Below are 22,227 nucleotides of genomic sequence, written 5' to 3' on the forward strand. Positions count from 1 at the left end.
AGGCCCAGCGCGTCAGCCTGAGCGTCTACGACCTGGCCGGGCGCCGGGTGGACGTGTTGTCCGAGGGCGAGCTGCCCGCCGGACGGCACGCCGTAAGCTGGAACTGCTCCGCTGCATCAGCCGGGGTCTATCTGCTGCGGTTGGAGACGCAAGGCGCGGCGCTCAGCCGCCGGGTGGTCGTCGGGCGGGTCGTCGGCCGGTAGCGAGTTGTTGATATAGCATCACCCGGGCGGGATTAACATCCCGCCCTAGCGTTAGTCAGCCGGGGTTTGGTGAACGCCCCACGCTGGGCTTACCGCTCGGCGGTCAGCGGTGCGCAAAGCCTGCAGACGGCCGCGAGCAGGCGGCGGTCGCCGGCGTCGAAGGGCGCGGCGGTGTGGCTGTCGATATCCAGTTGACCGGTCATCCCGCCCTCGTGGAATATGGGGACGACGATCTCGGCCCGGGTTTCCAGGCTGCAGGCCAGGTAGTTGTCCTCGGCGCGGACGTCGGGGATCTCCAGGGTGCGGCCTGTGGAGGCCGCCCGGCCGCAGACGCCGCGGCCGAAGGGGATGCGGGTGTGATCCGTCGGGGCGCCGACATAGGGTCCGAGGATCAAGCTGCGCGGTTGGGCGGGATCGACCAGGTAGAAACCGACCCAGTCGTAGTGTTCGACGCGCTCGGCCAGCAGGCGGCAGACGGCCTGCAACCGAGCGCTGGACTCGGCGGGGCCGCTGGTCAGGGCGGCGATCTCCTCGAGCAGTTCTTCGACCACTTTTTCGTCCATTCCTCGACCTCGGCGGATAGTTGGGTATGAGCGTACGGTGAGAAAAGGCCCCGACGGGGCGGGGCGGCGGTTGTGGCTGATCGGCGGCGAGCGCCGCTTGGCCGGGGAGGCTGGGCCCCTATTGCCGCGTGTTGGACGGTGGGGGCAAATCGACCTCGGGCGACGGGGTTATCTGCGTGGCCGGGAAGGCTGGGCCGCTGTTGCCGCGTGTTGGACGGTGGGGGCAAATCGGCCTCGGGTGACGGGGTTATCTGCGTGGCCGGGGAGGCTGGGCCTCCTTCTTGCGGGCGAGGGTGAAGGCTGAGGTGAACAGCGGCGGCGGACGCAGGGCTTGGGCAACGTGGTCGGGGAGGCTAGGCCTCCTTCTTGCGGGCGATAGTGACCTGGAACTTGCACTCGCTGCATTGCCAGCGGCAGGCGACGAGCTCGGCGGTTTCGGCCTCTTCGACCTTGGGGTCCGAGGCGCCGCAGACGGGGCAATGGCGGTGCTTGAGGTCCTCGGCCATGTGCGCGGGGCGGAACTTGGCCCAGGGGAAGTCGGTGCCGCACTTGTCGCAGTGGGTGATGATCTGGTTGACTTCGTCATTGACGGCGACCACCTCGTAGGTGGCGCCGTACTTGCCGCACTTGGGGCAGTAGGTTCCGCTGTCGCCCATGGCTACCTCCCGCTAACAACTGGATGTCACTGTACTAGTATAGCATAACGCGGGGGAGGGTCGGACCCTACCCCCGCGTTGCTGGTGGGGACTTGTCGTTACGGAGTGTCAGCGGCCGGTTCAGGTCCGTTTGGAGCCCAGGCGGCGGAACCAGGCCTTGATCTTGACCTTCTTCTCCTCGATCCAGGAGTAGAATGTCGGGACGAAGATCAGGGTCAGCAGGGTGGCGAAGGCCAGGCCGAAGATGAAGGAGTAGCCCAGCGGCGCCCACTGCGGGTCCGAGACCGCCAGGGGGAACATCCCGCCGATGGTGGTCACGGCGGTCAGCAGGATCGGAGTCAGGCGGATCTTGCCGGCCTCGATGATGGCCTCGCGGATCGGTACGCCTTCGGCGCGGCGGGCGTTGATGAAGTCGACCAGCACGATGGCGCCGTTGACGGCGACGCCGGCCAGGCCGATGACGCCGACGAAGGCGATGATGGTGAAGGCGTTGCCCGTGACCGCCAGGCCGATGAAGGCGCCGATGACCGACAGCACGATGGTGGTCATGATCGCCAGGGGCTGGGCGGTGGACTTGAACTGCAGGGTCAGCAGGATGAAGATCAGCAGGATGGCGATGTTGAAGGCGATGCCCAGGTCGCTGAAGCTCTCCTCGATGAAGCGGATGCTGCCCTCGTAGTCGATGTGGTAACCGGCGGGCAGGCTGACGCTGTTCGCGATTCGCTGCTGCAGTTGGCTGACGATGTCGACGCTGCTGACTCCCGCGGCCAGGTCGCCGCGGATGGTGATCGCCCGCTCGTTGCCGTAATGGCGGATCTGGCTGATGCCCTCGGCGGTCTTGACGTCGGCGATGGTGCCGACCCGTGTCCGGGCGCCGCTCATGCTGGTGATGATCAGATCCTCGAGGTCGTCGACCTTGGTCAGCTCGGATTTGGGCAGCTTGACGGTGATGTCGTATTCCTCGTCGCCCTCGCGGAAGACACCGGCCTTGGTGCCGCTGATCAGGGTCCGCAGGCTGCCGCCGAGGTCATAGGCGGTGAAGCCGTAGAGGTTGGCGGCGTCGCGATCCAGCACGGCCTGCAGCTCCGGGGTCCCCGGGGTGATGTCGTCGCGAACGTTGCGGGTACCCGGGATGTCCTCGAGGATGGTCTGGATCTCGTTGGCGATGCGGCGCTGCTCGTCGAGTTCGTCGCCGTAGACCTTGATGTTGAGAGCCGAGCCCGTCGGCGGGCCGCCCTGGACCTCGCCGTAGAGGATACTGGCCCCGGTGATCTGGTCCAGGTAGGGGCGCAGGTCCTCCATGATTTCCTTGGCGGTGCGCTCGCGGTCATCGGATTCGACGAGATCGACGTTGACGCCGCCCAGGTAGGTCGAGGTCAGTCCGAAGAGCTGGGAGGCGTTGACGCGGCCGGTGCCGCCGGGAGAATCACCGGTGACGGCGACGTAGCGTTCACGTTCGGGGATGTGCTCCTCGACGAGGCGTTCGACCTCGCGCACCTTGGCGTCGGTGACCTCGAGGGGCGTGCCGACGGGGGTCTCGACCTCGATGATTATCTGGTCGGAGTCCATCGGCGGGAAGAGATCGATCTTGATCAAACCCATGGCGGGCAGCCCGACGACGACGACGAGGAAGATGATCGTGATCGAGGTCAGCACCACCCAGCGACGGTTGAGGGATTTGTTGATGACCTTTTCGTAGAAGTTCGACAGCTTCTTGAGGTTGAAGATCTTGTCGAAGAAGGACCGGATCTTGTAACTGAACAGCTTGACGCCCGTGCAGCCCTCACAGCGGGCCTGTTCGACGGAACGCTTGAGCTTGAGGAAGCGGGCGGCGATCGGCGGGATCAGCACGATACCGACGAAGTAGGAGCAGAACAGGGCGATCGAGACGGTGATCGGGATGAAGGCCATGTACTCGCCCATCACGCCGCTGATGATCAGCATGGGCATGAAGGCGAAGATGGTGGTCAGCGTCGAGGTGAAGACGGGATAGGCGACCTCGGAGGAGCCGGAGATCGCCGCGTCGTGGCGATTGTCGCCCAGCTCGAGGTGGCGGTAGATGTTCTGGGTGACGACGATGGCGTTGTCGACCAGCATGCCGACCACCAGGATCAGGGCGGCGATGTTCATGCTGTTGAGGGTCTCGCCGCTGAAGAACAGGATGGCGATGGTGATCAGGATCGACAGCGGGATCGCCGTGGCCACCAGGGTGGCGGTGCGGAAGCCCATGAAGACCAGCAGTACCAGGAAGACGATGAGCACGCCCTGGAAGGTGTTGTCGCTCATCGTATCCAGGGACTCGTTGACCATGTCGGCGTCGTCGCTGGTGATCTGGATCTGCGAACCCTCGGGCAGGGTGATGACCCGGCCGGGATCGATATCGACCTCGGCGAGCTGGTCGGCGATGTCGCTGCGCCGGACGGTCACCGTGCCGTTGTCCACGGTGGGGATCTCGGCGGAGTAGTTGTCGCGGGCGAAGTAGAATGTCCGGACCTGAGAGGGGGTCAAGTAAACGCTGGTGCCGTCGGTCAGCTCGGCGTCCAGCCCCTTCTGAGGGATGCCCAGCCGGGCCTTGATCTCTTCGGAGGTTTCCAGGACGTTGGAGTTGGTGCGGCGGTAGAGGTAGATGGTGATGGCGTCCTCGCCGTCGGTGCGCGAGTAGTTACTGCGCTCCTCGGCGGGGCCGTCGTTGATGTCGGCGATGTCCTCGAGCTTGACCTGGCCGGGGCGGCCGGTCAGTGGATCGGCGGCGGTGGGCACCCGGGTCTGGCCGAGCTGGCTGGGGTCGTCGTACTCGCCCAGGGCGCGGACCAGGTAGCGCTGGGGGCCGATCTCGACGCCGCCGGAGGGTACCTGGAGATGCTGGGCGCCGATGGCGCTGACGACGCTGTTGATGCTGACGCCGTACTCGGAGAGTTTGGCGGGCTTGAGCAGGACCTCGATCTCGCGCTGCCGGCCGCCGTAGACGGTGGAGTCGCGCACGCCGGGGATCTGCTTGAGGTCGTCGCCCAGGTTCTCGGCGCTTTCACGCAGCATCAGCGGATCCAGGGGCGCCGAGTAGCTCATCACCATCGTCGGCACGTCGGAGAGGGTGAACTCGATGACCTCGGGCTCGAAGGCGTCGCTGGGTAGTTGGGGGGTCACCTTGTCGGCGCGCTCGCGGACCTTCTGCATCGAGAAGTCCAGGTCGGCGTCCGAGGTGAAGATGACCTGGACCAGGGCGAAGCCCTCCGAGGAGGTGCTCGTGATGTAGTCCAGGTCCGGCAGGTCGGCCATCTCGTCCTCGACCTTGTCGGTGATCTGGCTCTCGATCTCCTCGGGTCCGGCACCGGGGTAGGCCACGGTGACGAAGGCCACCGGGATCTGGATGTCCGGGTCGCCCTCCTTGGAGATCGCCGACAGGGAGTAGAGACCGGCGATGAAGATCAGCAGCAGCGCCAGGAAGAGGATCCGCGGCCGGTTGAGGGTGAACTCGGTTATTTTCACGCCGCCTCCTCCCCCGCTTCGTCCGTCGTCTCGGTGCTTTCAGTCTCGGCGGCTTCGTTTTCACCGCCGGAATTCTCACCTTCGTCAGCGGCGGTGGTTTCGTCGGGCAGGGTGATCAGGCTGCCGTCCTCGAGGAACTGCTGGCCCTCGGTGATGATCCGCTCACCGGGCTCCAATCCCTCTTCGACGACGATCCGATCGCCGAGGGATGAGCCCTTGACGACCTCGCGGCGCTCGACGCGCAGCTCCGTGCCCGGATCGCCGTTTTGGGACGGCTCGTCGATACCGGTCAACTCGAGGGTGTAGAGCTTGTCCGCGCTCTCGATGGTCACGCCGGCCCCGGTGCCCGCGTCGTCGAGGGCTGCGGCGATCTGCTCGGTGAGCGAGTTGAGTTCGACGACTTCGTCGCCGACGCGGAGCTGATTTGCGCTGGGGCGGGGCTCCTGACGCTGTACCTCTTTGACGACATAGACGTAGTCGACGCCGGCGAGTTCAACGACGGCGTTGAGGGGCACGCTGATGGCCTCGCCCAGGTCGCGGATGGGCAGGACGACATGAGCCACCATCCCGCTTTTCAGCCGGCCGTCCTCATTGGGGAGCTCGACCTCGACGGGGAAGGTGAAGGTCGCGGTTTCCAGCTTGGAGCCGATGGCCCGAACGGTCCCGCTGAAGGTTTCGCCGGGGTAGGCCTCGACCCTGACGTCGACCTCGGCGCCCTCGGTCAGGTAGCGGATGTCGTTTTCGTCGACGCCGATGGTGACCGTCATCGGATCGCTCTGAATGACCTGGAACACGACCATCGAGGGGCCGACCATCGAGCCGATGTCGGCGTTGCGGAAGGCGACCACGCCGCTGAAGGGGGCGCGGATCGTCGTCTCGGCGGCCATGTCTGTCACCTGGTAGTAGCCGGCCTTGGCGGCGTCGTAACCGGCCTGGGCCATCTCGTAGGCGTTGACGATCTGGTCCCACTGGGACTTGGAGATCTGGCCGGCCTCGTAGAGCGGCTGGTAGCGTTCGTAGTTGTCCTCGGCCTGTTCGAGCTGCAGGCGGGCGGTTTCCATCTGTCCCTTGGTCGACTGACTGGACAGCCAGTACTGGCTGCCGTCCATCACGGCCAGGGCCTGGCCCTTGGTGACCTCGTCGCCGACCTCGACGTAGATCTTGTTGAGGCGTCCGGAGACCTCGGGGGCCACGTTGGCCTCCATCCGGCCGCGCAGGATCCCGGACAGATCGCGCTGGATCGTCGTCGGCTCGAGCCGGACGACGGTGGCGGCGACGGGGATCGGGCTTTCCTCTTCACTCTCGGGACGGCCGCCGCCGCCGCAGCCGGCCAGCAGGACGAGTCCGGCGGCCAGGGCGGCCGTGACGACGGTGAGAGCGATACCTTTACGCTGCATGGGTTCCTCCTCGACGCGGTAGCGACCGCCTTGGAGTGCTGCAAACGGGCCTGCGCCCGTAGCTTATTCGGATGGGGTTTCCTCGTTGAGACTGAGACGGCCCAGCAGGGAATCGAGATTCTCGCGGGCCTTGAGGTAGTTGTAGCGGCTCTGGATCTCGCCCAGTTGGGCCAGCAGATAGGCCTGGTTCATGTCCAGGTACTCGACGTTGGAGAGGATGCCGTTCTCGTAGAGGCCGTCGCTGAGCTCCATGGCCTCGGCGGCCGCGGCGAGTTGTTTCTCGGAGACGGCGATCTGGGCCCCGGCTTCCTCGAGGGCCAGGTAGGCGGCCTCGACGGCCAGCATGATCCCGCGCTCGGCCTGCAGGGTCTCCAGCTTGGTCTGGTACTGCGAGGCCCGGGCGCTCTTCATCTCGGCCAGGCGACCCGTCGAGGTGAACAGGTCGATGGAGAGGATGGCCGAGATCGACCAGTAATCGGCCTCCTTGGAGAAGGTCAGCTCCTCGCCCTGCACCCAGCCGTAGTCGGCGGAGAGGTTCAGCTTGGGCCAGAAGGCGCTGGCGGCCAGGCCGACCTCGGCCTCGGCGATGCGCTCGGCCTTGCGGGCCATCGCCAGGGTGGGGTTGGAGCCGCGGGCCAGAGCCTGGGCCTCCGTCAGGCTGAGATCGAGCGGGGCGGCCTGGATCTCGACGGGGACCAGCTCGACCCCGGCGGGCAGGGTGACGCCGATGACGTCGGCCAGGTTGGCCCGGGCCAGGCGCAGGGCGTTCTGAGCCGAGAGCAGGCTTTTCTCGGCCACGGCCAGCTCGGATTCCGAGCGCAGCATGTCGGCCCGGCTGATCAGATCGACCTCGGCCTGGGCCCGGCTGAGTTCGTAGTGCTCCTCGAGGTTCTCGAAGTTGGCCCGCTGGACGCGATGGTACTCCCGGGCCATCAGCAGGTCGAGGTAGCCCTCACGCACGGCGAGGATGGCGGCCTGACGGGCGGCCTGCAGGGAGAGTTCCGAGATCTCCTCGCCGGCGCCGGCCATCACCTTGCCCCAGTAGATGGCCCCGCCGTTGAAGAGTGGCTGACTGATCGTCAACGAGGTGGAGTAGGTGTCCATGTCGACGTCGGCCGGGGTGCCGTACTGGGCGGTGAAGCCGTCGTAGGTGTTGTAGAGGACCTGGCCCGAGACCTGGGGCAGGAAGCCCGTCCAGGCGTACCAGTCGTCGTAGCGGGCCTGTTCGCGGGCCGCCCGGGCGAGACGCATGTCTAGATTGTGCGCCAGGGCCAGCTCCACCGCCCGCTCCATGGTCAGCTTTTCCTCGGGGGCCAGGTAGTCGTCGACGACGACCTCCTCGGCGAGGGTCAGGCCGGCGATCAGACAGCTAATCAGGCAGAGGCTTTTGCTCATCACTTCTCGCTTAGTTGTTCTCCGCGGCGGAGTCGTGAGTTTGACTCTGGACCGTTCCGTCCTCGGCGTCGGCGGCCCAGCGGTCCCAGTCGTAATCGGTGAGGATATCGATCAGGTTGCGCACCCAGCCGAGGGCCTGGGAGGATTGGATCTCCCCCAGGTGCAGCAGCTCGCGCACCGTCGGCAGAGGGTAGCGTTTCTTGACCCGGCCGATGATATCCCGGAACTTTTCCAGGTGATCGGCGATGCTGGCCTCGAGCGCCTCGAGAGCCTCCAGGGCCAGCTCTTTGGGCAGTACGTGAATGAAGCTGATACCGACGATGCTGGGCGGCGGGCTGGGATGGTAATCGCCGATCAGCTCGTAGAGGTTGGCCCGCAGCACCCGTCGTCCCTCGGCGGTCAGATGGTAGACCTTACGGGTCGGGTAACGGCCGTGTTTCTGGTATTCGAAATCGATCAGGCCGGCCTTCTCCAGCTTGCCGAGGAGGTAATAGATCGAGCTGAAGGACACCTCGGCCCAGCGGTTGAGTCCCCGCTGCTCGATCTGGGCTTCGATCTCGTAGCCGTAGCTGGGCTGTTCGGCCAGCAGGGCCAGGACGACGACTTCGTTTCTGGGGCTGGGCATGGGGCCTCGTTAACAGAAGAAAATACTCGAAAATGCACTGGGTAAATCTTACCTAGTCAGCCCAAGTGTAGCTGCTCTCGACGGCTTTTTCAACCCCAATGGGTCAGCTCGTTGTCAGCCGTCGTTCCAGTTATAGCATAGATTAAGGAAATTAATGTGATGCAGCGCACATTGCTTATAAAAATCTATTCTCAACATTGTTGAGAAATGTTATATGTAATTAATGGTTCACACTAGCCTAGTTTTTCCTATCCCTTTGTCTCTGTTAGCTATGATACGCCGGGCACCGCTGGTGGTTTCACCCGTGGCAGTCTTTTTTGTCTCAATAGCGCCGCATAATCGAGACTGACCCTCCAGCCCTCGAACGGCGCCGTAATAAACAACGGCCTCCCCTGGGGGAGGCCGCGGTTAAAACAGCGGCGAGAGGCTGCCGACATCGAAGCGCGGTTCAGTCGCCTAGCGTCTCGTAATCCGCGGTGAAGCCGCCGGTTTCGTGGGCTTCCAGCCCGGGAGCGACCCCGATCAACAGACCCTCCAGCTCGGGATGCTCCTCCAACAGGGCCCGGCCGCCGCGCGGACCGAGGATGAAGGCGGCGGTGGCGTAGGCGTCGGCGGCGGCGCAACTCGGCGCGGTCACTGTAACCGAGGTGAGCTCCCGCGCCGGTCGACCGCTCCGCGGGTCGAGCAGATGATGGTAGCGGACGCTCCCGACGGTGAAGCAGCGCTCGTAGTCGCCCGAGGTGGCCACGGCGCCGCCGTCGAGTTCGAGCACGGCGTAGAGCTCGGACGGAGCGCGGGGGTGCTGGACACCGACGCGCCAGGAACCGCCGCCGGGACGCTCGCCGAAACAGGCGATGTCGCCGCCGGCGTTGACGAGACCCGCCGTTGCTCCGGCGTTCTCGAGGGCCGAGCAGGCGCGGTCGACGGCGTAGCCCTTGGCCGCGCCGCCCAGGTCGAGAACGAAGCCCGGCGGTAGTTCGAGGCCGCCGTCAGCGAAGCGCAGCCTCTCGTATCCCACCCGGGTGAGTGCCGCCGCCAACTCCTCTGGTGGCGGAACGCGCCAGGTCTCACCGGTGAAGCCGTAGGCCGCCAGCAGGGGGCCGATGGTGGGATCGAAGGCCCCGTCGCTGTCGGCGGCCGCCGCGAGGGCCAGTTCCAGACACTCGGCAAGGGGCCGGCCGAGTTGTTCCGAGCCGCCGGCGGCGTTGACTCGGGCCAGTTCGCTCCCCGGGTCCGTGGTCGAGGCCCAGGCCTCGACGTTGCGCAGGGCCTCCGCGGCGGCCTCGAGGGCCGCCTGCGCCGTCGTGCGATCCGGGGCGACCACGGTCAGCTCGACGGCGGTGTCCATCGCCAGCACCGTGAGCCGCTCGACGACCTCGCCGCCGCCGCAAGAGCACAGCAGCGCGAGGGCCGTGGCGAGGATTACTCTCGGCCGTCGTCTGCTTCGCGTTGTCGAAGCCGGGTTAACGGTCTGTTTCATCGGTCGCTGATGATCAGTGTCGGGGTCGTAAGAAAGACCCATCACCGGGTCGGGGGAATGGGCAACCGCCTTGCTCTGCCGGGTTTGCGCCTCAGACTGTTTCCGGGTCGCGGCCGTCGAGGGCGGCGTTGGCCAGGGCGTCGGCCAGGCGGTTCTGCTCCCGGGGTACGTGGCGGTAACTCACCCGGGTGAAGGCCCGGGCCGCCTTCTCGACGCGGTGCTTGAGTTCGGCCAGCTTCTTGTTCTTCGTCTTGTAGACGCCGTTGAGCTGCTTGACCAACAGCTCGGCGTCCAGCCGGACCTCGAGGCGGCGGGCGCCCAGCGCTCGGGCCAGTTGCAGCCCGGCCAGCAGACCCTGGTACTCGGCGACGTTGTTCGTGGCCCGGCCGATGCGCGCCGCCCGTCGGGCCAGCTCACCGCCGGTTGAGTCGTAGAGGACCACGCCGTAGGCCGCCGGTCCCGGATTGCAGCGGGAGCCGCCGTCGGTGTAGAGCAGGTAGGTTGCGGGCGGGGACGGGATCTCATCCTCCAGCAGGTCCATGGTCGGATCCATTTCCCGCAGAACCCAATCCAGCGCGGCCAGTTCCTTGCGCCGGTCTTCGTCGGCCTTTTCCGCGACCAGACGACGGCGCAGGCTACGCAGAGTCTCCAGATGTCGACGGCGTTCAGTCACGGTGTCGCTCCTTGGGCGGCCAATTGCACGAGTTCGTCCAGGTTCGGAGCCGTCGCTGGAACAAAACCGCCATAACCCAACTCCTCCAGCAATCCCGCCAACGCCGCGGGTAATTCGACGGACAGGGCCGTCACGGCCAGGAGACCGCTCCAGGAAGTAACGATAACGCCGCTGGCCACACCCCACAGCTCGACCCAGACCCGTTGGTCCACGTAACGGCTGTTGACGACGATCAGGCTGTCGGAGTCCCGTTGTAAAGCGCGGCGCCACAGACCGGGCAGATCACCGGGCTCGAGGTCCACGCTCATCGATAACAAGTCGGCGTCGCCGACCTCTCCGACGATCCAACGGGCGATGCCCCGCGAGAGTTCCTCCCCAACGTCCAGCGGGGCCACCGCCACCAAAGCCGAAGCCGCAGCGGCGATGACGAAAAACAGCAGGCTGGCCCGGTGGATGCTCACGCCGCCCATATTAACACAACCCCGGCGACCCTGGAAAAACAGCCCCCGCGGGACCGCTGAGTCCGGGCCGCCGGAACCGGCACGGTTTTTGCATCTCGGCGACCGTTACGACCTACTGATAACGGTCGGCCTCCGCAAAAACCGTGCCGGTTCCGGCGGGGCGCTCAGTGGGGTGGTCGCGGATCTGGGGGCTGTTTTTCCAGGGTCGCCGGGGAGGGGCTCAGGCGCCGGAGGGTGGAACGCGGAAGCCGGCCCGGCGGTAGTCGTTGAGGCGGCGGCGCAGGGTGGAGATCGACAGTCCGAGGGTGTCGGCGGTTTTGCGGCGGTTACCGTCGAGTCGTTCGAGGACGGTCAGGATGTGTTGGCGCTCGACGGTTTCGAGTGGGGGGATTTCGCCGTCGTTGCCGGGCGGCTCGACGGATGCCGGATGCCCGTCGGCGGGTTGGAGCAGGGAGGCCGGATCGGGCTTTTCGCCGCCGAGAATCAGCGAGCGTTCCAGGACGTTGCGCAGCTCGCGGGTGTTACCGGGCCAGGGGTAGGCGCGCAAGACCTGGAGCTGTTCCGGTGGGAGCTCGCAGGGCCGGCCGGTCAGTCGACGCAGCAGGACCCGGGCCAGGGGTTCGAGATCCTCGGTTCGCTCGCGCAGCGGTGGAACGTGGATCTTGATTACGGCCAGGCGGTAGTAGAGGTCGGCGCGGAAGCGCTGGGCTTCGATCTCGGTCTCGAGGTTGCGGTTGGTGATGGCGATCACCCGGACGTCGACGCTGAGTTCCTCCTCGCCGCCCAGGGGCCGCAGGCGTCCCTCCTCGAGCACGGTCAGCAGTTTTTTTTGCAGCAGCAGGGGCATCTCGCCGATCTCGTCGAGGACCAGGCTGCCGCCGTGGGTCAATTCGAAGACGCCCTTGCGGCGTTTGGTGGCCCCGGTGAAGGCCCCTTTCTCATGGCCGAAGAGCTCGGCCTCCATCAGCGATTCCGGCACGGCGGCGCAGTTGACGGTCAGGTAGCTTTCCTCGTCGCTGCGTTTGTGGATGGCCCGGGCGACGACGGCTTTGCCGACGCCGGTCTCGCCGGTGATCAGAACGGGTGAGCGCGAGGCGGCCGCCAGTTCGACCAGGCGGCGGATGCGGTTGGCCTGGGGTGAGACACCGGTCAACTCATCGGCTCGTCCGCTCTTCTGGCGCTCGTAGCGCGACAGGAGTTCCCGTCGTTCCAGGCGGTGGGTCTCGAAGGCGTTGCGGACGGTCAGATAGAACTGGTCCAGGTCGAGGGGTTTAGGCAGGTACTCGTAGGCCCCGGCTTTGACGGCCTCGACGGCGCGCGAGTAGGAGCCGAAGGCTGTGGCGAAGATGACCTTGACCTCGGGAGCCAGCTCGTGCAGGCGGCGGCAGACCTCGAGGCCGGTCATGTTGGGCAGATTCTGATCGAGCAGCACCACCGGGGCGTGCCAGCGGCGGTACTCGGCCAGGCCGTCCTCGCCGTCGAGGGCGTAGCGCGCCTGGTAGCCCCGGCCGGTCAGGCCGTCGCAGATAGAGGCGCAGAACGCCCGGTCGTCATCGATCACCAGGATGCGTCGCTCGTTCATGATCGCCCGTGCGGATACGCCGCCGGCGGCTTTGTCGCCGAAGATCTCTGGTGGGGTGCAGTCATACCGTCGCGTAAAGGTTGCAAGAAGTGTGCCAACGTAGGGGGGTTGGATTGGGTTGGCTTCGTAGCGGGAGAATTCCAGGCGTGGTGAATATGGGGGATTATAGACGAGCCTGCCGCGGTGGACAAGGCGTTAGTGGTGATCAGGAATGGTAGAAGGGCAGGCGGAAGGTCACCCGGGTGCCCTCGCCCTCGACGGATTCCAGGGAGACCAGGCCGCCCATCTGCTGGATCAGCTTCTCGACGATGGAGAGCCCCAGACCGCTGCCCTCGGGTTTGGTGGTATAGAGGGGGGTCATGACGTGGGGCAGGTCCTTGGCGGCGATGCCGAGGCCGTTGTCGGTGACGCTGATAATGACCCAGTCCTTGGAGGTGCGGTTGATGATCTCGATGATGCCCTGCTCGCGATCCCGGGCGGCGTTGATGGCGTTGTCGACCACGTTCAACAGCACGCGCACCAGGGCGTCGCGGTCGGCCTGGACCAGGGCGTGAGGGGCCTGGCACTTCATCCGCAGCTCGACGCCGTGGTTCTTGGCGTTATCGACCAGCAAGCCGCTCTTCTCGCGCAGGAAGCGATCGATCTGGATCAGCTCGAGGTGGAGTTCGTCGAATTTCTGGTACTCCTTCATCGTCATCAACAGCCGCTCGGCGACCTTGAAGGTGTCGAAGATGCGCTGGAAGTAGCGGCGGCGCTTGTCCTCGGAGAAGCTGTCGAAGTTGGAGCGCAGGACGCTGATGGTGGTCTTGAGGGTGTTGAGGGCGTTGCCGATCTCGTGGCGGATCGAGGAGAAGATCTGTTCGACCTGCTCGACCATCAGCTGTCGCTGGGCGGCCTCCTGGGACTCGAGGCGGTCGGTGATGTCGCGCATGACCTCGATGACGCCGATCAGTTCCTCACCGTCCATCACCGGGAAGGCGACGATCTCCAGGCGGCGGTCGCCCTCGCGGCGGTTGCCGTGCTGGGCCAGGCCGGTCTCCAGGGCCTCCGTAATCACGCAGATATCGCAGTCGCCGGCGCCGTCCCAGAGTTCGTGGACGTTCTTGCCGCGCAGTTCCTCCATCGGCGTGCCCAGCCAGTGCTCGACGGTACGGTTGGTCCAGACGACCTTCATCGCGGTATCGACGAAGACGACGCGGTCGGTCAGTGAGTTGAGCACGGCCTCGAACTGGGCGCTCAACACCCGGTAGCGTTCCCGGGTGCGCTTGAGCTCGGTGATGTCCCGGGCCACGTGGACGGCGCCGATCATCTGGCCGTCCTCGTCGGTGAGCGGGCTGACGCTGATCAGGTAATCCTCGTTGCCGATTTTCTCCTCGCCCAGGCGTTCCTCGCCGGCGGCCAGCATCCTGACGTGGGGACATTCCTTGACGGGTTGTTGAGTATCGTGGAACAGACGGTAACAGTGCTGGCCGACGACCTCGACGGGGCTGAGCTGGAAGCGCTCCGCCGTGGCCCGGTTGGCGCGGGTGATGCGGAAGGCGTCGTCCAGGATGGTGATCAGGTCGGGAACGCTGTCGAAGGTGCGCTCCCACTCGCGCTTGGAGCGCAGAATGGCTTCCTGGTTCAGTTTCTGTTCGGTGATGTCCGTGGTGACGACGTAGCGGTCGCCGGGTCGGTGGGTGTTCTCGTAGGAATAGCGGTTCTGGACGCAACGGCGGTCGCCCTCGGCGGTGTTGATCCAGAACTCCAGCTTCTCCGGCGGTTGGCCCTCGCGGGCGGTCTGCTGGGCCTCCTTGAGCCGCTCCCGCTCTTGGGGTTCGGCGATTTCAAAGATCCCGCCACTCTCCAGTTTCTCCGCCGGCCAGCCGAAGATCTCCTCGACGCGGCGGTTGGTGTAGACCACCTCGTCGCCCTCGATGATCGTCAACCCGTCCTGGATGCTGTCGGCCATGCGGTGGAAGCGCTCCTCGCTGGCGGCCAGGGCCTGTTCGGCCCAGCGCCGGCGGATGAGGAAGGAGGCCTGCTTGAAGATGGCCTCGCTGGCGAAACGGTTGGGCGGTTCGCCAGCGCCGGTGTAGAGCAGCACCAGTCCACCGAAGGGACGGTCGCCCAGGGTGAAGCCCATGGCGTAGACGCTTTCCACGGCCAACAGGCTTTCCACCCGTCGGGTCAGGCCCCGGGGGAATTTGCCGGCGCCGATGGTGTACAGCCCCTCCGCCATCCGGGCCAGGTGTCCGGTGGTGTAGAGCTCGCGCTCTTGGGGATTCATCTCCTCGGGGCGGAAGCCCAGCTTGCGCGGGTCGTTGCCCAGGATGTTGACGACCTTGCCGATCAGGCCGTGGAAGCCGTAGTGGCGGCGGATGTAGATCTCCTCACCAACGGCGTCGGCCAGGGTCAGCAGCAGGTAGCTTTCGGGGTAGAGGGTGCTGAGTTTGTCGCCCAGGATGTCGAGGATGGTTTCGACGTCGGCGGCCCGGCTGAGTTCGACGGCGGTCTCGTTGATCAGTTGCAGCTCGTCGATGTAGCTGCGGGTCTGCTCCTCGGCCAGCCGACGGACGGTGACGTCGTGGAAGCTGGCCACGGCGCCGTAGAGTTTGCCCAGGGTGTCGCGTAGCGGCGCGGCGCTGACCGACAGCCACTTCGTTTCGCCGCTTTCGGCGACGATGCCGTGTTCCAGGTTCTTGACCCGGCGCTCCTCGCGCAGCGCCACGGCCAGGGGCAGCTCCTCGGGATCGTGGGGCTGGCCGTCACCGTCGACCTGGTTCCAGCTCCGGCTCTGGTAGAAGTGGCCGAGGATCGCGTCCTGTTTGAGTTCGAGGATCTCCTCGGCGGCCTGGTTGGCGTAGACGATCTCGCCGGAGTCGTCGACCATCACCACGCCCTCGGCCAGGGTCTGCAGCATCTGGTCGAGTTTGGCTTCCTGCTCGGTCAAGGCGAGCTCGAAACGCTTGCGCTGCAGGGCCAGGGCGTAGAACTCGGCCAGGCGGCCGATGACCTCCAGGTCGGCCTCGCCGTACTCGTGGTCGGCGTTGGCCAGGGCGATCTGGCCCAGCAGCTCGTCGCCCACCTGGACCGGGTAGGCCAGGAAGCGCTCGACGGGTACATGGCCTTGCGGTGGGCCGCCGCCCGAGGCCGGATGCTTCTCCGGGGTGTTGGTGTAGAAGGGTTTGCGCTCGTTGAGGGCGTGGCCCCAGAGACCCTGGTACTCGCCGTCGGGCCCCGGCGGGAAGGCGAAGGCCCGCCGCTCGAGGTCCAGATCGCAGTCCGGCATCATCTCGGTCAGGGTATGGCTGAGCATGATGCCGGTCTCGGGCTCGATCTCCGAGACGTAGCCGTGGCTGGAACCCGTCAGTTCGAGGGCCTTGTCGAGGACGGCGGTGGTGATCTCCTTGATGCCGATCTCCGGTGAGGTCAGCGGTGAGTAGAGCTCGGACAGCCCCCGGGTAATCTCCAGCTCCCGGTTGAGGGCCTCCAGGGTGCGCTGCTGCTCGGTGATGTCGTGGTGCACGCCGATGTAGCGCAACGGACGTCCCTCGTCGTCGCAGACCGCCCGGGAGATGGAGCGCCAGATGCGCACCTCGCCGTCGGGGCGGATGATGCGGAACTGCATCGGCCAGGCCGCGCCACGCTCGGCCATCTCGGCGACCTCGGCGGCCACGCGTTCGCGGTCGGCGGGATGGATGATCCGCTGGGAGACCACGCTGAGGTTGGCGGCGAAGTCGTCGGGATCCAGGCCGGCCAGGTGGTACATGTTGCGCGACCATTGGAGCTCGTCGGTGGTCACGTCCCACATGTAGCTCCCCAGGGAGCCGATCTCCTGGGCCTCGTTGAGCAGGCGCTCGGATTCACGCAGCGCATCCTCGGCCCGGCTGCGCTCCAGCTCCGTGGAGACGCGTATGGCGAAGATGCGCAGGATCGAGGCGTAGAACTCGGGTCGCTCCATCGGCTCCTCGTCCATGACCACCATCAGGCCCAGACCGCGGCCCTCGGAGTCGTAGAGCGGGGCGCCGATGTAGCTCTCCACGTTCATCTTGACCAGGTCATCGTCCTCGGGGAACAACCGGCTGACGCCCTCGGGGTAGACGCAGAGGGTGTTGTCACGGATGACGTGGGAGCAGGGGGTGCCCTCGAGCTGGTAGTCGAAGTTCTCGCCGATCTCGCCGTGGTTGCTGAAGGCCCGGGTCTGGATGAACTCGCCCTTCTCGCGCTCCTCCAGCAGACCGATGAAGACGTAGGCCACGCCGAGGGCCTCGGCCAGATAGCCGACCAGGGTGTTGAAGAACTCGGTCCCCGTGGCGCCGGAGACCCCCTCGGCGGTGTTGCGGATGATCACCTGGGCCCGCTTGCGTTCGGTGATGTCGATCAGGCTGACGAAGTCGGCGGGGCGGCCCAGGTAGTTGATGGTCTTGGAGTACTGGTCGATCCAGCGCAGCTCGCCGGCGGTATGGTGGATCCGGTAGGTGCTGTGGAGTTTGACGTCGGTGTCGCCGGCCTGCTTGCGCCGCAGCTGCTCCTCCATCCAGGGCCGGTCGTCGGGATGGATCAGCTCGGCCAGGCGTTCCGCCGGCGCCCCGGACAGCTCGCCCTGCTCCAGGCCGACGATGCCCGCCAGGGATTCGTTGACATAGACGAGAACGTCGTCCTGGATGATGGCCACACCGAGGAGGGACTGCTCGGATATGGTGCGGAATTTCTGCTCGCTCTCGGCCAGCACCGCGGTCACCCGACGCCGCTCGAAGTAGGAGCTGATCATCTCCGCCGCCGTGCGCAGCAGTTGGATGTCGTCGTCCTCCCAACGCCGAGGCAGCACGCAGTCGTCGAAGCCGACGAAGCCCCACCAGCCGCCGCCGACGAACAACGGCAGCACCAGGATCGATTTGATCTCCTGGGTCTGGAGGATCAGCTTCTCGCTCGCCGGGAAATCCTCCACCAACCCACGCACCACGTCGCCGCGGCTCAGGGTGTCGCGCCAGCGGGTGAAGCCGTCGGCGTAGGCCAGCTTCTTCAGCTCGGGGTTGCCCAGTTGGGGCTCGATCCCCGCAGCGCAGACCTCGTAGCGCTGACTCATGCAGAGGCCGACCTCGTCGTCGCTGACGTTCTCGAAGACGTAGACCCGGCCGACGTCGCAGGCCCGCAGCAACGGCGCCAGCGCCGTGCGCAGGGCGTCGGCGGGGTCGTCCTCGCTCAGCAGGGCCCGGGAGCAGCGAGCCAGGGCGCGCTCGTACTTGTAACGCTGCTCGAGGGCCCGTTCGGCTTCCACCCGCTCGGTGATGTCGACGGCGAAGCTCAGCAGGCGCTTCTCGGACAGGCGCACCGCCGAGACCTTCCACCAGTGGCGGCCGTCGTCCTTGTCTGTGACGGCCAGGACCTGCTCGCCGCGGCCCTCGCGCCTGACCCGCTCATACAGCTCGCGGCCGGCGAGCTCGCTTTCCTCGGCCAGCATCTCGCCGACGTTCATCGTCAGCAGTTCCTGCTCGTTGTAGCCGGTCATCCGCCGGGCGGCGCGGTTGACCCGCAGATAGCGCCCCTCGGCGTTGGAGATGAAGACGGCCTCCGGGGCCTCGTCGATGTAGCGACGGTAGCGCTCCTCGCTCTGCTGCAGGGCGTTGAGGGCCCGGGTTTCGGCGGTGACGTCGCGCCCCACGCCGACGATGCCGGTCATCTCGCCGGCGGCGTCGCGCAGCGGTGCGAGGGTGGTCTTGAAGTAGAGAAGCTCGCCGTTGATTGCGTTGTGCCACTCGTAGTCCGCCCGCGGGGCGCCGGCCAGGATCAACTCGACGGCCTCCTCGTGGACCCGGGCCTGCTCCGGCGGCATGATCTCAGTGGCCCGCTTGCCCAGGAACATCTCTTCGCTGAGGCCGTACTGCTGGACCCAGTTGCCGTAGAGGCCGATGTGGCGACCCTCGATGTCCAGGGTGAAGATGATGTCGCTCATCGAGCCCACCAGGGAGCGGAAGCGGGCCTCGCTGGCCGCCAGTTTCTCCCGGGCCACACTCTCGACGGTGATGTCGCGGCCGACCTCGACGGCGCCGATGACCTCGCCGTTCTCGTCGGTGACCGGGTAGCCGCGCAACTCCCAGCGGCGGCCGTCCGGGGTTTGTACTTCGGCGCTGCGGGGTTCGCCCTGCTCCAGGGCCTCCTTGACCGGGCAGCCCGGACAGGCGTCCTCCCGGCCGTGCCAGATTTCGTAGCAGTGCCGGCCGAGGAGCTCGCCGATCGATTGGCCGACGGATTCCGCCGAGGCCCGGTTGCACCACTGGACGGTCAGGGTCTCGTCGTAGTAGGCCACCATCTCGTTCATCGAGGCCAGGATGGCCGTCTTCTCGCGCTCGGAGCGCAGCAGGGCCCGCTCGGCCCGCCGCCGGGCGGTGATGTCGGTGAGGAAGTTGAGCGTCGCCGGCAGCCCCTCCCAGTCGATGGCCACGGCCCGGAGCTCCAGGCTGCGCACCTCGCCTGTCTTGGTGACGATGCGGAAGGTCGACTCGAAGGTCGAACCGGTATCGTTCTCCAGTCCCCGCCGCTGGTCGGCGGCCACCCGCTCCCGGTCTTCGGGGTGAACGAAAGCGAGGAAGGACATCGAAGTCAGCTCGTCCCGGGAATAGCCGGTCAGCACGACGGTGCGGGGATTGACGAAGACCAGCCGGTCCTCGCGGGCCACGACGACGGCCTCGTTGGCGTTGTCGACGAGGGTGCGGTACTCGCGCTCGCTCTTCTCCAGGGCCCGCTCGTAGGCCAGGCGCTCGCTGATGTCCCGGGCGGTGGAGAGGACGGTCTTGCGCCCCTGGAGCTCGATGAGCTGGGCGTTGATCTCCACGGGGATGAGCCGGCCGTCCCGGGTGACGTGCTCACCCTCGAACAGGACGCTGCCTTCGGTGAACAGGCGCTCCATGATCTTTGGGGCCCGCTCGCTCCCGGCCGGGGAATCGATCTCGGCCAGACTCAGGCCCAGGAGCTCCTCCCGGCTGTAGCCCAGCCGCTCGCAGGCCACGTCGTTGACGTCGGTCATGTTGCCCGGGCGGCCGTCGTCGTCGACGTGAAAGACGTAGACGGCGTCCTGGTTGCTGTTGAACAGCTTGCGGTAGCGTTCCCGCGAATGGGCGACGGCGCGCTCCATCCAGTCGCGCTGCAGGGCCTGACCGATGATCCCGGCGGCCGAGCGCAGGGCCTCGATCTCGGCGCTGCTCCAGCGCCGGCGCTCGGTGCAGTCGTCGAAGCCGATGAAGCCCCACCAGTCCTCGCCGACGTAGACCGGTACCACCACGATCGAGCGGATGTCCTGGGCGGCGAGGAACTCGGCCTCGGTGGCCGGCAGCTCGTCGACGGGGCCGTAGACGGCCTCGCCGCGCTCCATCAGCTCGATCCAGCGCCCGAAGCCCACGGCGCGGTAGTCGAAATCCTGCAGCTCCGGGTTGTCGAGCTGAGCCTCGACGTCCGGGGTCGTCCACTCGTGGCGCTGGGTGCTGAGCTGGCGGCCCTCGAAGGAGGTGTGATTCTCGAACAGGTAACAGCGGTTGATCCCGGCGGCCTCGCCCAGTACGGCCAGCACCTCATCGAGATCGCGCTCCAGGTTGCCGGGTTGCAGCAGCACCTCGGCGGTGTGCGAAACGGCGGCCTGGATGCGCTCGCTCATCACCAGCTCGCGCCGGCGCAGCTTGGAATCGGTGATGTCGCTGAGCAGCAGGTAGGAGTGCTCCTCCTCGGCGGCGGACCTGGGGTAGCTGCGTTGGCGAACCCAGCGCACCTCGCCGTCGGCGCGGCGCAGGCGGTACTCGATGTCCAGGGTCGCGCCGCCGCCCTGGCGGCGCAGCTCGATGATCCGGCGCAGTTCATCGGTGACCCGGGGCCGGTCCTCCTCGTGGACGAACTCGCCGACGATCGCCGCCAGGTCCTTGCCGAGGAAGTATTCGGTCTCTCGACCGCAGAGCTCACCGACGGCGGGGTTGAGGTAGACGACCCGGTGGCGGCGGCGGTCGTAGATCAGCAGGCCCTCGCGCAGATTGTCGGCCAGGGAGTGGAAGTACTGCTCCGAATCCAACACGGCCCGTTCTTCGGCCTTGCGGCGGCTGATGTCGACGAAGGTGCAGTGGGTGCGGCGCGGTACGCCGTCCTTGTCGCGCTCCAGCCGGCCGTCGTAGCTGACGGTCAGCGTCGAGCCGTCCCTGCGCCGCAGCTCGTACTCGATGTCGTGGACCTCGCCGAGTTCGAGGAAACGGGCGAAGTTCTCGGCGAAGCGCTCGGCGTCGGCGGGCGGGAGGAAGTCGGCGAAGGAGCGCCCGACGACCTCTTCGGCGCTGTAGCCCAGGGTCCGCCGCCAGATCTCGTTGACCACCAGCACGCGGCCCCGGGGGTCCAGGGATTGGTAGGCCACCGGGGTGTTGACGTAGAAGTTGCGCAGGCAGTTGCCGGCCTCGTCGAGGCTGCGCCGGAGTTCGAGCTGCCCCAGATGCTGGGAGAGCAGGCCGCCGAAGGCCTCCAGGCAGGCCCGTTCGCCGTTGTCGCGCCGTTTGATCCGGCCCAGGTCCTCGGTCAACAGCACTCCCCACAGCCGCCGGCCGTTCCCGTTCGTGCCGCCGGTGACGTGGGCGCTGTAATCGACGAGGGGTACGAAGAGGGGGCAGAGGGCGATCGATTGCGCCCCCCGGCGGGCGAATAGTTTGCGCGGCGCCCGGGCGAGTTCGTCGACGACGGCGTGCAGGGCTTCGCCGCCGCGCAGGCGCTCGTGCCATTTACGCAGCCCCAGCAGCTCCAGGGGCAGTTCCCGCTCCAGGGAGTGGTCGGCGAAGGCCGCCGCGCTCCACGCGGCCTCCAGGGCCGCCCTGGCCGGTTCAGCGGTGACGGGGCAGCGGTAGACGCTGAGCCGATCCAGTCCGGCGCCTTCGCCGAAAACCCCCAGCAGCTCCGTCAGCTCGCCCGTCGGCGCCGCGGTGTTCAGGCGGCGCATCACCCGGCGCAGGGCCGCGGCGGGATCGGGTTGATCGGTCGCCGGCTCCTTGAGGGAGATGTCGATATAGCTGAAGCGACCGTCCTCGTCGGTGCCGGCGATGCCGGAGAGCAGCAGCTCCCGGGTCGCGCCCTCCGGGGTGCGGAAGGTCTCGCGCCGGTTGCTGAGCGTGCCGCAGCGGCGCAGCTCGGCCAGCAGCTCACCGAGGCGCTCCGGCTGTTGGAAGAGGGCGGCGAAATCCCGGGGGGCCTGTTCGGTGTCGGCGGGCAGCTCCAGCAGGCGGCCGAGGTAGGGGTTGACCGAGATCAAGCGGCCGTCGGCGTCGAGGCGGGCCAGCCCCAAACGGATCGGTTGGGCCGGCGTCAGCAGGTCGTCGAGGAAACGCCCCAGCTCGTGGGCGTCCTGGAGGGGCGGCAGGGTCTCGGCGCCGATGTCCGGGACGTCGTCCCGGGCCGGGCCGGTGAAGAGTACACTGTCGGCCGGCTCGGCGGATTGCTCGCCGAGCAGCTCGACGGTCCGCCGGTCGGCGGGATCGACGATGATCAGGCGCCGGTGCTGGCTGGGCGAAAGCTCGGCGATCTCGGTGACCTGGAGCCGTCGCCAGCGATAGCCCGTGGTGCGGAGCCAGTCGCTGAGTCGGTCGAGGCTCTCGGACGATTCGCCGAGGAGCAGAATCTCTACCGGCATGACTCCTCCTGAAGGGATATCGAGCGATATCTAGTTATCAATAAAGGATATGGTTAATCGCTGATGGATTCAATAGGT

12 protein-coding genes are annotated in these 22,227 nt (G+C 66.7%); 1 reads left to right on the top strand and 11 read right to left on the bottom strand.

What is annotated here, in order from left to right:
• Nucleotides 1-203: T9SS type A sorting domain-containing protein (locus GF399_05150; GenBank protein MBD3399701.1), on the top strand; the 203-nt coding region annotated here is incomplete at its 5' end.
• 89 nt (nucleotides 204-292) lie between these two features.
• Here the strand turns inward: GF399_05150 and GF399_05155 are convergent.
• The 11 genes from GF399_05155 to GF399_05205 form a co-directional block, all read right to left on the bottom strand.
• The gene (locus GF399_05155) at nucleotides 293-766 is read right to left on the bottom strand and encodes a GAF domain-containing protein (GenBank protein ID MBD3399702.1); all 474 of its coding nucleotides are present in this window, start codon (nucleotides 764-766) and stop codon (nucleotides 293-295) included.
• 353 nt (nucleotides 767-1,119) lie between these two features.
• Nucleotides 1,120-1,422 carry a hypothetical protein gene (locus GF399_05160; GenBank protein ID MBD3399703.1) on the bottom strand — a complete coding sequence of 101 codons (303 nt, stop codon included), beginning with the start codon at nucleotides 1,420-1,422 and terminating at the stop codon, nucleotides 1,120-1,122.
• A gap of 120 nt (nucleotides 1,423-1,542) precedes the next feature.
• Nucleotides 1,543-4,908, bottom strand: a complete 3,366-nt coding sequence (locus GF399_05165; GenBank protein ID MBD3399704.1) for an MMPL family transporter — start codon at nucleotides 4,906-4,908, stop codon at nucleotides 1,543-1,545.
• Nucleotides 4,905-6,305, bottom strand: coding sequence for an efflux RND transporter periplasmic adaptor subunit (locus GF399_05170; GenBank protein ID MBD3399705.1), 1,401 nt, complete (start codon nucleotides 6,303-6,305; stop codon nucleotides 4,905-4,907). Before GF399_05170 ends, GF399_05165 begins: the two co-directional genes overlap by 4 nt.
• 63 nt (nucleotides 6,306-6,368) lie before the next feature.
• Nucleotides 6,369-7,700 carry a hypothetical protein gene (locus GF399_05175; protein ID MBD3399706.1) on the bottom strand — a complete coding sequence of 444 codons (1,332 nt, stop codon included), beginning with the start codon at nucleotides 7,698-7,700 and terminating at the stop codon, nucleotides 6,369-6,371.
• Nucleotides 7,701-7,710: 10 nt separating this feature from the next.
• Entirely contained in the window at nucleotides 7,711-8,325 is a 615-nt protein-coding gene (locus tag GF399_05180) for a hypothetical protein (GenBank protein ID MBD3399707.1), read from the bottom strand.
• A gap of 448 nt (nucleotides 8,326-8,773) precedes the next feature.
• On the bottom strand, nucleotides 8,774-9,847 hold the full coding sequence (locus GF399_05185) for an FAD:protein FMN transferase (GenBank protein ID MBD3399708.1): 1,074 nt from the start codon (nucleotides 9,845-9,847) through the stop codon (nucleotides 8,774-8,776).
• 49 nt (nucleotides 9,848-9,896) lie between these two features.
• The gene (locus GF399_05190; GenBank protein MBD3399709.1) at nucleotides 9,897-10,478 is read right to left on the bottom strand and encodes a reverse transcriptase-like protein; all 582 of its coding nucleotides are present in this window, start codon (nucleotides 10,476-10,478) and stop codon (nucleotides 9,897-9,899) included.
• Nucleotides 10,475-10,948: a hypothetical protein gene (locus tag GF399_05195; protein MBD3399710.1), complete on the bottom strand. Its 474-nt coding sequence runs from the start codon at nucleotides 10,946-10,948 to the stop codon at nucleotides 10,475-10,477. Before GF399_05195 ends, GF399_05190 begins: the two co-directional genes overlap by 4 nt.
• A 211-nt stretch (nucleotides 10,949-11,159) precedes the next feature.
• Complete coding sequence (locus tag GF399_05200) at nucleotides 11,160-12,521, bottom strand: response regulator (GenBank protein ID MBD3399711.1); 1,362 nt, start codon at nucleotides 12,519-12,521, stop codon at nucleotides 11,160-11,162.
• Nucleotides 12,522-12,726: 205 nt separating this feature from the next.
• On the bottom strand, nucleotides 12,727-22,149 hold the full coding sequence (locus GF399_05205; GenBank protein MBD3399712.1) for a PAS domain S-box protein: 9,423 nt from the start codon (nucleotides 22,147-22,149) through the stop codon (nucleotides 12,727-12,729).
• Between the last annotated feature and the right edge of the window lie 78 nt (nucleotides 22,150-22,227).

The sequence above is a fragment of the Candidatus Coatesbacteria bacterium genome, assembly GCA_014728225.1.
GTDB lineage: Bacteria > RBG-13-66-14 > RBG-13-66-14 > RBG-13-66-14 > RBG-13-66-14 > WJLX01.

Coding starts and splice junctions, on each gene's coding strand:
- GF399_05170 (MBD3399705.1), bottom strand. CDS start 6,305: ATGCAGCGTAAAGGTATCGCTCTCACCGTCGTCACGGCCGCCCTGGCC.
- GF399_05205 (MBD3399712.1), bottom strand. CDS start 22,149: ATGCCGGTAGAGATTCTGCTCCTCGGCGAATCGTCCGAGAGCCTCGAC.
- GF399_05185 (MBD3399708.1), bottom strand. CDS start 9,847: ATGGGTCTTTCTTACGACCCCGACACTGATCATCAGCGACCGATGAAA.
- GF399_05200 (MBD3399711.1), bottom strand. CDS start 12,521: ATGAACGAGCGACGCATCCTGGTGATCGATGACGACCGGGCGTTCTGC.
- GF399_05155 (MBD3399702.1), bottom strand. CDS start 766: ATGGACGAAAAAGTGGTCGAAGAACTGCTCGAGGAGATCGCCGCCCTG.
- GF399_05180 (MBD3399707.1), bottom strand. CDS start 8,325: ATGCCCAGCCCCAGAAACGAAGTCGTCGTCCTGGCCCTGCTGGCCGAA.
- GF399_05175 (MBD3399706.1), bottom strand. CDS start 7,700: ATGAGCAAAAGCCTCTGCCTGATTAGCTGTCTGATCGCCGGCCTGACC.
- GF399_05160 (MBD3399703.1), bottom strand. CDS start 1,422: ATGGGCGACAGCGGAACCTACTGCCCCAAGTGCGGCAAGTACGGCGCC.
- GF399_05195 (MBD3399710.1), bottom strand. CDS start 10,948: ATGGGCGGCGTGAGCATCCACCGGGCCAGCCTGCTGTTTTTCGTCATC.